This is a genomic window from Curtobacterium sp. AC268, from assembly GCF_979258745.1.
In genome coordinates this window covers 3154704-3168056 of sequence record NZ_OZ409878.1, presented here as the reverse complement: position 1 = coordinate 3168056, position 13353 = coordinate 3154704, and the positions used below count along the sequence as shown (strand labels likewise).

Sequence of the window (13353 nt, the reverse complement as noted above, 5' to 3'; positions counted from 1 at the left end):
ATGGAGGGGGCAACTGCGAAACCGCCCAGGTTGGGGGTGTCGGATGTGCCGTCCGGATGCTCCGCAGAACGCGGATCCGCGGGCCCCCGCACCGATCACGGCGGGGTCCAGTCGTAGCCGTCGACCCACCACGTGTAGTACAGCCAGACCCACTGCAGCCCGACGAACGCGACGACGACGGCCACGCGGTACACCCGCGACCGTGGCAACGCGACGATGCCGAGCAACGGCGCGATCGGTACGAGGATGCGCCACGTGCTCGACTGCGGGAAGAACACCGCGAGCAGGTACACGAGGTACGCCACGCCCCAGAGCCGGAGCTCGACACCGATCCGGCGTGCGGCGGGCATGCAAACGAACGCCGCGAACCCGACGAGCACGACGACGAGCAGCACCGCGCCGGCCGGCTGCCCGAACCACCACCCGAACCCCTGCACCCACGGCGCGAACGGCACGAGTTCCTTCCACCCGATGTACGACGACCGCCAGGCGAGCTCGGTGTCGGTGTAGGCCTTCGGCACCCCGGTGACCGCCCACGCGATCGCCGGCCACGCCAGACCGACCAGGCCCGACACCGTGGCGACCACCGCGGGGGGCACGAGTCGGCGGAGGGTGAGCGGCTCCGACGAGCGCACCCACGCCGGCCGGATCGCCCACGCGGCCACGAAGAGCACCACCAGGAACGCGAAGGCGAGGCCCGTCGGCCGCGTCATGCCGAGCAGCAGCACGACGGGCAGCATCGCCCACCACCGTCGATCAACCATGAGCAGCAGCGCGACGAGCAACAGGAACAGGCCCATCGACTCCGCGTAGGCCACCTGGAACATCGCGGACACCGGTGCGACGCAGAACAGCACCGTGGCGAACGTCGCCCGTGCGGGGTCGAGGAACCGGCCCATGAGCCGTCGGAACACCAGCGCGGCACCGAGTCCCGCGAGCAACGACACCGAGACCGCGACGAACTCGAACGACGCTCCGGTGAGCAGCATGAGCCCGCGCACCAGGAACGGGTACGCGGGCATGAACGCCCACGCGTTCTCGGTCACGTGCCCGGCGGCGTCGACCGGCAGCGTCGACGGGTACCCGCCCGTGGCGATCACGCGGTACCAGGCGCCGTCCCAGATCGACGCGAACGACAGGTAGCCCGGGCTCTGCACGGTGAACGAGTTCGCCGCTTGCACACCCGCGAACGCGAGCATCATGGCACCGGTCACCAGCCGCGCCAGCACGTAGACGACCGTGATGCGCACCCACCACGGGACGACCCGGTACCGGGCCCGCCAGCGGTTCCGAGCAGGGGTCCTCCGGGTGGCCCCCGCCGTCGTCAGGCCGTCAGCCACCGACGCAGCCCGGCCTCGACCGCGGTGATCTGCGCGACCGGGACCTGCTCGTCGTCGTGGTGGGCGAAGACCGGCTCGCCGGGGCCGTAGTTGACCGCGGGGACCCCGAGCGCCGAGAAGCGTGCGACGTCGGTCCAGCCGTACTTCGGACGGGGCTCCGGTCCGCCGACGGCCGCGACGAAGTCCTGCGCGAGCGGGGCGTCGAGACCGGGGCGGGCACCGGCGGCGAGGTCGACGATCGTGACCTCGTACCCGTCGAACAGCTCGCGGATGTGGGCGACGGCCTCGTCGGCCGAGCGCGAGGGGGCGAACCGGTAGTTCACGTGCACCATCGCCTCGTCCGGGATGATGTTGCCCGCGATGCCGCCGCTGATGCCGACCGCGTTCAGGCCCTCGCGGTACTCGAGCCCGTCGACCGTGACCGTACGGGGCTCGTACGCGGCCAGGGTGGCCAGGATCGGGGCGGTCTTGTGGATGGCGTTGTCGCCGATCCAGCTCCGGGCGCTGTGCGAGCGCTTGCCGAACGTGCGGATCTCGGCGCGGAGGTTGCCGTTGCACCCGCCCTCGATCTGCGCCCCGGACGGCTCGCCCAGGATCGCGAAGTCGGCGGCGAGGAGTTCGGGTCGCGTCCGGGCCAGGCGGCCGAGGCCGTTCAGGGCGTCGCTCACCTCTTCGTGGTCGTACCAGACCCACGTGACGTCGACCGAGGGGTCGACCAGGTCGTACGCGAGCTTGAGCTGCACCGCGCAGCCCGCCTTCATGTCGACGGTGCCGCGGCCCCAGAGGATCTCGGTGCCGTCCTCGGCGGTCCGGAACTCGGTCGGCAGGTTGTCGTTGAGCGGGACGGTGTCGATGTGACCGGCGATGACGACCCGGCGGTCGCGGCCCAGGTTCGTCCGCGCCACGATCGCGTCGCCGTCACGGATCACCTCGAGGTGCGGCAGCGGTGCGAGCACGGCCTCGATCGCGTCGGCGAGAGCCTGCTCGTTGCCGGACACCGACTCGATGTCGCAGATGGCACGGGTGATGTCGATGGACGAGGCGGTGAGGTCGAGGTGCTCCGGCATGCGGGCAGCCTACCGGCCGCCCCTCGCACCGCCCCGGCAGTCCGGACGGTCGGCGACCCGACCGCCCCGGCAGTCCGGACGGACGGTGCCCGCCGACCGGCGCTCGGTACCCTGGAGCCGTGACCGACACGACTGCCACCGACCGCCCGACCCACGCCTGGGGCCACGGCCTCGCGACGATCGCCGCCGACGGCACGACGCTCGACACCTGGTACCCCGAGACGCACCTCGGCGCGCTGCCCGCCGACGCCGTGTTCCCCGCCGAGCTGCAGGCGCACGTCGGTGACGACCCCCGCCGCGAGGTCCGCATCGAGGCCGTCACCACCGAGATCGCGATCGACGCCGGCCCGACGAGCACCCCGGACGCGTACCTCCGCCTGCACCTGCTGAGCCACCTGCACGTCCGCCCGAACGAGGTCTCCCTCGACGGCGTCTTCGGCCACCTGCCGATCGTCGCGTGGACGAACGCCGGCCCGGTGCACCCCGAGTCCCTGACGCGCCTGCGCCCGTCCCTGCAGCGCGCCGGCATCGCCGTGCACGCGATCGACAAGTTCCCGCGCCTGCTCGACTACGTCGTGCCGGACCGCGTGCGGATCGGCGACGCGAACCGGGTCCGCCTCGGCGCACACCTGGCACCGGGCACGACAGTCATGCACGAGGGCTTCGTGAACTTCAACGCCGGTACCCTCGGCGACGCCATGATCGAGGGCCGCGTCTCGCAGGGCGTCGTCGTCGGCAACGGCACCGACATCGGCGGCGGAGCCTCGATCATGGGCACCCTGTCCGGCGGAGGCACGCACCGTGTCGCGCTCGGCGAACGCGCGCTGCTCGGCGCGAACGCGGGCCTCGGCATCTCGCTCGGCGACGACTCCGTCATCGAGGCAGGTCTCTACGTCACGGCCGGCACCAAGGTCGTGCTGGTCGGCGCCGCCCCGAACCCCGACGGCACCCCGAAGACCGTCAAGGCCGCCGAGCTCTCCGGCACCCCGAACATCCTGTTCCGCCGCAACAGCGTCAGCGGCGCCGTCGAGGCACTGCAGCGCAAGGGCGAGGGCATCCAGCTGAACACCGCGCTGCACGCGTAGCGCACCGCGCCCGGCCCGCGCGCCCGGAGGCCCGCCCCGCGAGCGGTCACGACACGCCGTCCGCGGGCGCCGAGGGGGCACGAACCGTCGGTTCGACACCCGCCCAACGACAGTTCACGACCACTCCGCGAAGGTAATCGGCGCGTCCCGCCGGCCCGCGCCCGAAACCCCCGCCTGGAGGCCCGGAGCCGGTCCACGAGACCGCCACCGGGCCTCCAGGTCGTCGCGTCCACTGCCCCACCCCGCCCCGCGAGCGGTCACAACACCCCGTCCGCGGGCGCCGAGGGCGCACGAACCGTCGGTTCGACACCCGCCGGACGACAGTTCGCGACCACTCGGCGGAGCCAAGCGGCGTGTCCCGGCGCCCCGCGCCCGGCACGCCCGCGCTGGAGGCCCTGCGTCCGTTCACGAGACCGCCACCGAGCCTCCAGGTCGTTGCGTCCACTGCCCCACCCCGCGAGCGGTCACAACACACCGTCCGCGGGCGCCGAGGGGGCACGAACCGTCGGTTCGACACCCTCCGAACGACAGTTCACGACCACTCGGCAGAGCCGAGCGGCGCGTCCCGCCGCCCCGCGAGCGGGCGAAATGTCAGCGTGCGCACGCAGGCTGCCCGGGTGTTTCGCCCGCTCAACGAACGACGAGCACGGACGGGACGGCGACACTCGCCAGGCGGCGCACAAGCACGAGCGCCCCGCACCACGGAACCGTGGGGCGGGGCGCTCGGAGTCGATCAGCGCGAGGGGACGTCGCGCTCGGGCGCACCCACGTAGAGCTGCTGGGGGCGACCGATCTTGTTCAGCGGGTCGTTGTTCAGCTCGCGCCACTGGGCGATCCAGCCCGGCAGACGACCGATCGCGAACAGGACGGTGAACATCCGCGGAGGGAAGCCCATCGCCTTGTAGATGATGCCGGTATAGAAGTCGACGTTCGGGTAGAGCTTGCGGCTGACGAAGTACTCGTCCTCGAGCGCGATCTGCTCGAGTTCCATCGCGATGTCGAGCAGGTCGTCCTGCACACCGAGGGACTCGAGGACCTCGTGCGCGGACTCCTTGACGAGCTTCGCGCGCGGGTCGTAGTTCTTGTAGACGCGGTGCCCGAAGCCCATGAGCTTGACGCCCTGCTCCTTGTTCTTCACCCGCTCGACGAAGCGCGTCACGGGCTCGCCCGAGTCCTTGATCTGCTGGAGCATCTCGAGCACGGCCTCGTTCGCACCGCCGTGCAGCGGGCCGTACAGGGCGTTGATGCCAGCCGAGATCGAGGCGAACATGTTCGCCTTCGTCGAGCCGACCATGCGCACCGTCGAGGTCGAGGCGTTCTGCTCGTGGTCCTCGTGCAGGATGAGGAGCCGCTCGAGAGCCTTCGAGAGCACCGGGTTGGGCTTGTAGGTCTCGGCCATGGTGCCGAAGTTCAGCCGCAGGAAGTTGTCGACGAACGACAGCGAGTTGTCCGGGTACAGGAACGCCTGCCCGATGGCCTTCTTGTGGGCGTAGGCCGCGATCACCGGGAGCTTGGCGAGGAGCCGGACGGTCTGCAGCTCGACCTTCTCGGGGTCGTCGACGTCCATGTCGTCCTCGTAGTACGTGGACAGGGCGCTCACGGCGCTCGAGAGCACCGACATCGGGTGCGCCGAGTGCGGCAGGGCGTCGAACAGGCGGCGGAGGTCTTCGTGCAGCAGGGTGTGCCGACGGATGCGGGCGTCGAACTGCTCGAGCTCGGTGGGAGTCGGCAGCTCGCCGTAGATCAGGAGCCACGCGACCTCGAGGAAGGTGCAGTTGCCGGCGATCTGGTCGATCGGGTACCCGCGGTAGCGCAGGATCCCCTGGTCGCCGTCGATGTAGGTGATCGCGCTCTTCGTCGCACCGGTGTTCACGAACCCGTAGTCGAGCGTGTTCATCCCGGTCTGCTTCTTGAAGGTCGAGATGTCGATCGCGGACGCGCCGTCGACGCTCTGCAGGATCGGGAACTCCGCCGTGCCGCCCGGGAACGTCAGCGTCGCGGTCGCGCCCTGCTGTTCGGCGGCGGGACTCACGGGGACGGGCGTGGTGGGCGGTGTGGCCGTCTTCTGAGCGTCATTGGCAGTGTCAGTCACGAGGACAGCCTAATCGCGGCACCTGTCGGTCGTGCACACATCCCAGGTGACGATTTGGTGGTCCTCACGGATTGCGGCCCCCGCCCGGAGTACTCGTGCCCGTGCTACGCGGTACCGAGGCGACGGCTGCTCGCCAGTCGCTGCGCCGCCGCGGCGATGCGTTCGTCGGTCGACGTCAGGGCCACGCGGACGTGCTCGCCCCCTGCTGCGCCGTAGAACGTGCCCGGTGCGACGAGGATCCCGCGGTCGGCGAGCCAGGCCACGGTGTCGAGTGCGGGTTCGCCACGGGTGGCCCAGAGGTAGAGCCCGGCCTCGCTGTGATCGATCCGGAAACCGGCGTCCTCGAGTGCTCGCCGGAGCATGTTCCGGCGGGCCCGGTAGCGGGCCTTCTGCTGCTGTACGTGGGTCTCGTCCTGCAGCGCGACGACCATGGCCTGCTGCACGGGCAGTGGCGGCATGAGCCCGGCGTGCTTCCGGACGGCCAGGACGTCGGCCAGGATCGCGGCGTCACCGGCGACGAAGGCCGCACGGTAGCCGGCGAGGTTCGACTGCTTCGACAGCGAGTACACGCTCAGCACGCCGTCGAGCGAGTCACCGACCACCCGGGGGTCCAGGATCGTGGGCGTCGGGGTGGTGGCGTACTCCGGGTCCCACCCGAGCTCGGCGTAGCACTCGTCGCCGACGATGACGGCTCCGAGCTCGCGGGCCCGGACCACGGCGGCACGGAGTTCGTCGAGGGTCAGCACGCGGCCGTCGGGGTTGCCCGGGGAGTTCAGCCACACGAGCTTCGTGGTGGACGGCCACGCCGTCGGGTCGTCCGAGGCCAGGGCATCGGCGCGGACCAGTGCGGCGCCGAGCTCGTAGGTCGGGTACGCGGCGGCCGGGAACACCACGGTGTCACCGGGGCCGATGCCGAGCCAGAGCGCGAGGCCCGCGATGAACTCCTTCGAGCCGATCGTCGGCAGCGCGTTCGCCTCGGTCAGGGCGACGCCGTGCCGACGGCCGTACCAGTCGGCGATGGCTTGCCGCAGCGCCGGGGTGCCGGCGACCTGCGGGTAGGCGTGCGCGTCGGTCGCGGTGGCCAGGACAGTGCGGACGACCTCGGGCGTCGGGTCGACGGGCGATCCGACGCTGAGGTCGACGATGCCACCCTCGTACGCCGCGGCGCGCTGCTTGAACGGGACGAGCTGGTCCCAGGGGAAGTCGGGGAGGTCGAGCGCCACGAGGTGTCCGGTCAGCCGCGGACGGGCTCGGCCGCGACGACGGGGTGGTCCTTGTGGATCACGCCGACCTTCGCGGCACCGCCGGGCGACCCGACCTCGTCGAAGAACTCGACGTTGGCCTTGTAGTAGTCGGCCCACTGGTCGGGCAGGTCGTCCTCGTAGTAGATGGCCTCGACGGGGCAGACCGGCTCACACGCACCGCAGTCGACGCATTCGTCGGGGTGGATGTAGAGCGAGCGGTCACCCTCGTAGATGCAGTCGACCGGGCATTCGTCGATGCAGGCGCGGTCCTTGACGTCGACACAGGGCTGGGCGATCACGTAGGTCACGGTTCGGGTGCTCCCTTCGACGAGCGGGTTCGAGTCTACTCGCGGCCCGGGGCCGTCCGGGACCGCAGCCCCGACAGGTCCGGCCACGCGAGGACCAGGGCGGCGATGACCGCGGGGGCGAACGTCCACACGTACCCGGCCGCGTTGGCGAGGACGAGCGGCGAGCTCTCCCCGCCGACCGACACGAGCACCTGCGTCGCGACGAGGATCCCGATGCCGATCGCAGCGACCATCGCCCGCGAGCGGTAGACGAGCCGCACGCCCACGGTCAGGCCGAGCACGATGAGGGTGGTGACGACGAGTCCGACCGGGAACGCGCCGATCGTCTGCTGGTGCGTGACCGTCCCGAGCCCGCCCGCGAGCAGCCCGAGCAGCAGCGAGACGACGACCGCCGCGGCCTTGCCCTGGCCGGACATCTCGGCGTAGGTCTGCGGAGCCGCCGGCTGCGGGGCCGCGTCGTGCCGGAACGCCTCGACCGCCGGGGCGTGCTGCCGGACGCCGTGCGGCATCACCCACGACAGAGCGCTCGGGTCGGCGCGGTCCACGGGGTCGACGGCGACCTGGGAGCGGTACTGCTCGACCGCCGCACGCACCTTGGCCCGGACCGGCAGGACGTCGACCGTGACGTCGGCCTGACCGCTGGCGGGGTCGACGATCATCGAGAACGGGACTTCCTCGGCTCGAGCCGCGTACTGCGCGGCGTGGTGCATCCGCACGTGGTCGGGGTGCCCGTAGCCGCCGTCGTCGGCGTAGCTGATCACGGCGTCGGCCCCGGTGGAGCGGATCGCGGCGCGGATGTCGTCCACGACCTCGCCCAGGTCGGCCGCGGTGAGCGAGTCGGCCGGGGCGTCGTCCGCGGCGGTGGCCCGCCCGTCCGGGCCCCACTGCATGCCGGAGTCGACGTAGCGACGCTCCGGCAGGTCGGTCGGCCGGGCACCGCGCCCGCCGAGCCACAGGTGCTGCGGCCCGCCGAGGGCGGCGAGGGCCGCGGCGATCTCGGTCTCCCGGTGCCGTGCCACCCGCGCGGGGTCGCCCGCCAGCGGGGCCAACTGCTCCGTGAGCATCTCGCCGCGCTCGCCCCGGGTCGCGGTGAGCACGGTCACCTCCGCGCCACGTTCGAGCAGGGTCGCGATGGTCCCGCCCGACGAGAGCGTCTCGTCGTCGGGGTGGGCGTGCACGATCAGGACGCGCTCGGGGCGCGTGGCAGGGGCCTTCGACATCGTCCCCAAGGGTACGGGACTAGCGGGGCGTGACGATGTAGGTCGCGGTGACGCCGCCGCTGTCCTTGTTCTCCGAGAAGGTCAGGACGACTCGGTAGGCGTCGCTCCGGAACATGCCGAACGCGCTCGATGAGTCCGCACGCTTCGCCGACTCGGTGTACCCGGCGTCGGTGAGCTGCTGCACGGCGGCCTGGAAGTCGTCGACCGAGGCTGCCCGGACCTGCGCGACCCACCCCGAGCCGTTCGGCCCGGCTCCCCCGCCGAGCACGGTGCCGTCGACGAGCGGCACGTCGGCCGACGGGAACCCGTCCGGCACCTTGCCGTCGGAGGTCACGTCCGCGCCCTTGAGCGCCGTGTCGAGCGCGCCGTCGATGCCCCCGGCGACCGAGGACATGCCGTCCTGGATCGCCTTGCCGTCGATGCCCGCGACCCCGTCGGCGACGTTCGACGCGACGGAGGACCCGAGGTCGGTGGCCTGCTGCACGGCCTGGGTCGAGCAGCCGGTGAGTCCGGCCAGGGCGATGCCGGCAGCGACGGCGGCGATCAGCGGGGTACGGAGGGAACGCATGGCGCGACCGTAACGGACGAGCCGGGAGGCCCGGCGCGAGTTGGCTGTGAACGTGCCGTCCCCGGGGCGGTCACGTGCGCGGCGGGGCCGCCCCGGGCCTCCTTCCCGAAGGACGTGTCAGGCGACGTAGGCGCGCGTCGCCGCGACCAGGGCGTCGACGCCGACCGGGATCGCGGTCTCGGCCTGCGGCGCGTAGAACGGCGAGTGGTTGCTCGGGATCTCCTCGCCGCGACGGAAGCGCTCCGGGTCGGTGATCCCCGTGAACCAGTACACGAGCGGCGCTCCGGCGGCGGTGGCGAGCTGGCCGACGTCCTCCGACGCCATGGCGAGCCCGATCTCCAGGTCGCGGGCTCCCGGCACCTCGGCGCGGATGGCCTCGAGCACGGTGGCGGCGGCCTCGGCGTCGTTCACGGTGACCTCGGCGCCCGGTGCACGCACGATCGTCGGCTCGGACAGACCACCGGCCGTGCTCTCGGCACGGACGATGCGCTCGATCGAGGCGATGATGCGCTGGCGGGTCTCCTCGTTGCGGGCCCGGGTCGAGATCTCGATGACGGCCTCGTCGGGGATGATGTTCGCCCGCGTGCCGGCGTGGAAGCTGCCGACGGTGACGACCCCCGCGTCGCTCGGCGAGACCTCGCGGGCGACGACGGTCTGCAGCCGCACGACGGCCGAGGCCGCGGTGACGACCGGGTCGAGCGAGGCCTGCGGTGCCGAACCGTGCGCCCCACGACCGTTGAAGGTCACCGTCAGCCGGTCGCTCGACGCCATCACGGGGCCGGTGCCGACGGCCACGATGCCGACCGGTGCGGGCGCGGAGTGCTGCCCGAGCACGACGTCCGGCTTCGGGAACCGCTCGACCAGGCCGTCCTCGACCATGGCGCGGGCGCCGGAGATGACCTCTTCAGCGGGCTGGAAGACGGCGACGACCGTGCCGCGCCAGTCCCCCGTGGTCGCGACCAGGCGCTCGAGCGTGCCGAGCAGCCACGTGACGTGGATGTCGTGGCCGCAGGCGTGCATGGTGGGGACCTCGCGGCCCTCGTCGTCGGTGCCGACGTGCTCGCTGGCGTAGGACAGACCGGTCCGCTCCTGCACGGGCAGGCCGTCCATGTCGGCGCGGAGCCAGACCACGGGGCCCTCGCCGTTCGACACGACACCGACGACGCCGGTGCCGCCGACGCCCGTCGTCACCTCGATCCCACCGATCTCGGCGAGCTTCGCAGTGATGACACCGGCGGTGCGGTGCTCCTGGAAGCCGAGCTCCGGGTGGGCGTGCAGGTCCTGGTAGATCGAAAGCAGGTCGAGAGTCACGCGCACCACGGTACAACTCTCGGGCAGCTGAACATCTTCACAAGTCGGCACATCACTGCTAGAACGTGTCATGTGAAATTCTCAATGACCACCACCTTGGCCGTGTCCGCGCTCACCCTGACGAGCACCCTGATCGCCGCTGCGCCCGCTGCGGCTGCCATCGCCCCTCCGTCCGGAGCAGGCATCGCCACCTCGCTCGCCGACATGCCCTCGACCGAGACGACGGTGTCGTGCTCGGCAGGCGGCATGACCGGCGAAGCGCGCCTGACACTCGCCAGTGACGGCACCCGGTGGACGACGACGGTCGACTCGTACCGGATCACCGCGAACGGCCGGAGCAAGGGCAACATCAACGCGTACGTCTACGGCAAGAACTTCGTCGGTCAGACGACCCTCGACCAGAGGGAGCCGTCGCGGGATGCAATGGTGCAGAACGGCCAGTGGCAGAACCTTGGTCTCGAGCTCTCCCGGTCGAGCGTCCCGTGGACGTCGATGGCACAGGCATCCGGCACGGGTGTCGAGTTCGTGTTCGACAAGTCCGGTTCCGACCCGAGGTGCTCAGCTGGCGTGTCCTCCAGCGGCGCCCACCGAGCCGTACAGCACATCGCGACCCACCCCGGTGTGATCGACAAGCTCCGACCGTTGACCTCGTGTCACGTCCTGACCGACGACATCACCTGCTCCATCGCCGAGACGAAGACGGTGACGAGTTCGGTCACCCTCAACGGGTCCGTCAATCCGACGGGGCAGTCGTTGGACTGGCTCACCGCCGGCATCAGCAGCTCCTGGACCAGTGCGCGGAGCGTCGACGTCCGCTGCACCTCGCCGGCGATGCGCCGCGGGCAACTCTTCGTCGCGTACCCGACCGGGACGACGACCGAGTTCCGCGTGCAGGTCAACGCGTTCGGTGTGCGCATCGACGGGCCGGGGAAGGCGTTCGAGGTCGCTTCGGGCATCGCCTGCGAAGTGGTCTGACGCTGACCCTGCGCCGCGCTGCGGATCAGCGTCGGGACGACGACGGCCCGGCCACCTGTTGCAGGTGACCGGGCCGTCGGACGGAGGACGGGCCTCCGCGAGTGTTGCTCGTGCTGGTGCTTACGCGTCCTGGCGCTTGAGACGCGCGTAGGAGCGCTGGCGAGCCGACGCGTCCAGCTCGACCTTGCGGATGCGCACGGCGGCGGGGGTGACCTCGACGCACTCGTCCTCACGGGCGAACTCGAGGCACTCCTCCAACGAGAGCTGACGCGACGGCGTCATCGACTCGAACGTGTCGGCGTTCGCCGACCGCATGTTGGTGAGCTTCTTCTCCTTGGTGATGTTCACGTCCATGTCGTCGGCGCGCGAGTTCTCGCCGATGACCATGCCCTCGTAGACCTCTTCGGTCGGGTTGACGAAGAACGACATCCGCTCCTGGAGGTTCGTGATGGCGAACGGCGTCACCACACCGGAGCGGTCGGAGACGATCGAGCCGTTGATGCGGGTCTGGATCGCGCCGGCCCACTCGTCGTAGCCGTGGAAGATCGCGTTGGCGATGCCGGTGCCGCGGGTCTCGGTCAGGAACGACGTGCGGAAGCCGATGAGGCCGCGCGACGGGACGATGAACTCCATGCGCACCCAGCCGGTGCCGTGGTTCGTCATGTTCTCCATGCGGCCCTTGCGAGCGGCCATGAGCTGCGTGATCGCGCCGAGGTACTCCTCCGGCGTGTCGATCGTCATGTGCTCGTACGGCTCCTGCAGCTTGCCGTTCTCGTCACGCTTCGTGACCACCTGCGGCTTGCCGACGGTGAGCTCGAAGCCCTCGCGACGCATCTGCTCGACGAGGATGGCGAGTGCGAGCTCACCACGACCCTGGACCTCCCACGCGTCGGGGCGGCCGATGTCGAGGACCTTGAGCGAGACGTTGCCGACGAGCTCGCGGTCGAGGCGCTCCTTGACCATGCGGGCGGTCAGCTTGTGGCCCTTGACCTTGCCGACGAGCGGGCTGGTGTTCGTGCCGATCGTCATCGAGATCGCCGGGTCGTCGACCGTGATGGTCGGCAGCGGGCGGACGTCCTCGGGGTCGGTCAGGGTCTCGCCGATGGTGATCGTGTCGAAGCCGGCGACGGCGACGATGTCACCGGGGCCGGCCGACTCGGCCGGGTAGCGGTCGAGCGCCTTGGTGATGAGGAGCTCGGTGATGCGGGCGTTGACGACGGTGCCGTCGTGCTTGACCCACGCGACCGTCTGGCCCTTCTTCATGGTGCCGTGGAAGATGCGCAGGAGCGCGAGGCGACCGAGGAACGGGGAGGCGTCGAGGTTCGTGACGTGCGCCTGCAGCGGGTGCTCGTCGTCGTACTTCGGGGCCGGGACGTGCTGGAGGATCGCTTCGAACAGCGGCTCGAGGTCGTCGTTGTCGGGCAGCTCGCCGTCGTTCGGCTTGTTGCGCGACGCGGCGCCGTTGCGACCCGAGGCGTAGACCACCGGGACGTCGAGGATCGCGTCGAGGTCGAGGTCGTCGACCTCGTCCGACAGGTCCGAGGCCAGGCCGAGGAGCAGGTCCTGCGACTCGGAGACGACCTCGTCGATGCGGGAGTCGGGCCGGTCCGTCTTGTTGACGAGCAGGATCACCGGGAGCTTCGCGGCGAGCGCCTTGCGCAGCACGAAGCGGGTCTGGGGCAGGGGACCTTCGGAGGCGTCGACGAGCAGCACGACACCGTCGACCATGGAGAGGCCGCGCTCGACCTCACCACCGAAGTCGGCGTGGCCGGGCGTGTCGATCACGTTGATGGTGATGGGGCCGTCCGCGCCGAACTCGGTCGCGTGCTTGCCGTTGTAGAGCACCGACGTGTTCTTCGCGAGGATCGTGATGCCCTTCTCGCGCTCGAGGTCGTTCGAGTCCATCATCCGGTCTTCGCCCTCGAAGTGGGCGTCGAACGAGTTGGTCTGCGTGAGCATCGCGTCGACGAGGGTGGTCTTGCCGTGGTCGACGTGTGCCACGATGGCGACGTTGCGCAGGTCGGACCGGGTGGCGAGCGCCATACAGGACATCCTTCAATTTCTGGGAGAGTGTCGGGCCAGTGTTTTCACAGCACCGCACCCGTGGGCAGAACGCCCGACACGCCAGTCTACCGGTAGTTCG

At 70.8% G+C, this 13353-nt stretch carries 11 protein-coding genes; 2 read left to right on the top strand and 9 right to left on the bottom strand.

Annotation, left to right across the window (positions count from 1 at the left end; all coding sequences use genetic code 11):
• Window positions 1-95: 95 nt before the first annotated feature.
• A complete protein-coding gene (locus ACZZ9K_RS15075) occupies window positions 96-1340 on the bottom strand; it encodes a hypothetical protein (RefSeq protein ID WP_463444480.1) in 1245 nt (414 codons plus the stop codon).
• Window positions 1325-2407 carry a succinyl-diaminopimelate desuccinylase gene (gene dapE / locus ACZZ9K_RS15070; RefSeq protein ID WP_027464567.1) on the bottom strand — a complete coding sequence of 361 codons (1083 nt, stop codon included), beginning with the start codon at window positions 2405-2407 and terminating at the stop codon, window positions 1325-1327. The genes ACZZ9K_RS15075 and dapE overlap by 16 nt, the downstream gene beginning before the upstream one ends.
• Before the next feature lie 119 nt (window positions 2408-2526).
• Between dapE and dapD the strand changes: the two genes are divergently transcribed.
• Window positions 2527-3492, top strand: coding sequence for a 2,3,4,5-tetrahydropyridine-2,6-dicarboxylate N-succinyltransferase (dapD, locus tag ACZZ9K_RS15065; RefSeq protein WP_463444479.1), 966 nt, complete (start codon window positions 2527-2529; stop codon window positions 3490-3492).
• Window positions 3493-4225: 733 nt separating this feature from the next.
• Here dapD and ACZZ9K_RS15060 read toward each other — a convergent pair.
• The 6 genes from ACZZ9K_RS15060 to ACZZ9K_RS15035 all read right to left on the bottom strand — a co-directional run bounded on the left by ACZZ9K_RS15060 (window position 4226) and on the right by ACZZ9K_RS15035 (window position 10235).
• Window positions 4226-5524, bottom strand: coding sequence for a citrate synthase (locus tag ACZZ9K_RS15060; RefSeq protein ID WP_081827170.1), 1299 nt, complete (start codon window positions 5522-5524; stop codon window positions 4226-4228).
• A gap of 164 nt (window positions 5525-5688) precedes the next feature.
• Window positions 5689-6807: a succinyldiaminopimelate transaminase gene (gene dapC / locus ACZZ9K_RS15055; protein WP_463444478.1), complete on the bottom strand. Its 1119-nt coding sequence runs from the start codon at window positions 6805-6807 to the stop codon at window positions 5689-5691.
• Between the two features lie 11 nt (window positions 6808-6818).
• Window positions 6819-7136, bottom strand: a complete 318-nt coding sequence (gene fdxA, locus ACZZ9K_RS15050; protein WP_017887060.1) for a ferredoxin — start codon at window positions 7134-7136, stop codon at window positions 6819-6821.
• Between the two features lie 35 nt (window positions 7137-7171).
• Entirely contained in the window at window positions 7172-8356 is a 1185-nt protein-coding gene (locus tag ACZZ9K_RS15045; protein ID WP_463444477.1) for a PIG-L family deacetylase, read from the bottom strand.
• Between the two features lie 19 nt (window positions 8357-8375).
• Entirely contained in the window at window positions 8376-8924 is a 549-nt protein-coding gene (locus tag ACZZ9K_RS15040) for a hypothetical protein (RefSeq protein ID WP_138802731.1), read from the bottom strand.
• A 117-nt stretch (window positions 8925-9041) separates the two neighbouring features.
• Window positions 9042-10235 carry an amidohydrolase gene (locus tag ACZZ9K_RS15035; RefSeq protein WP_027464563.1) on the bottom strand — a complete coding sequence of 398 codons (1194 nt, stop codon included), beginning with the start codon at window positions 10233-10235 and terminating at the stop codon, window positions 9042-9044.
• An 84-nt stretch (window positions 10236-10319) separates the two neighbouring features.
• Here ACZZ9K_RS15035 and ACZZ9K_RS15030 point away from each other — a divergent pair, with 84 nt between their 5' ends.
• Complete coding sequence (locus ACZZ9K_RS15030; protein ID WP_463444476.1) at window positions 10320-11210, top strand: hypothetical protein; 891 nt, start codon at window positions 10320-10322, stop codon at window positions 11208-11210.
• A 120-nt stretch (window positions 11211-11330) separates the two neighbouring features.
• On the opposite strand, the gene typA is transcribed toward ACZZ9K_RS15030, so the two are convergent.
• The gene (gene typA / locus ACZZ9K_RS15025) at window positions 11331-13253 is read right to left on the bottom strand and encodes a translational GTPase TypA (protein ID WP_027464562.1); all 1923 of its coding nucleotides are present in this window, start codon (window positions 13251-13253) and stop codon (window positions 11331-11333) included.
• Window positions 13254-13353: the final 100 nt, after the last annotated feature.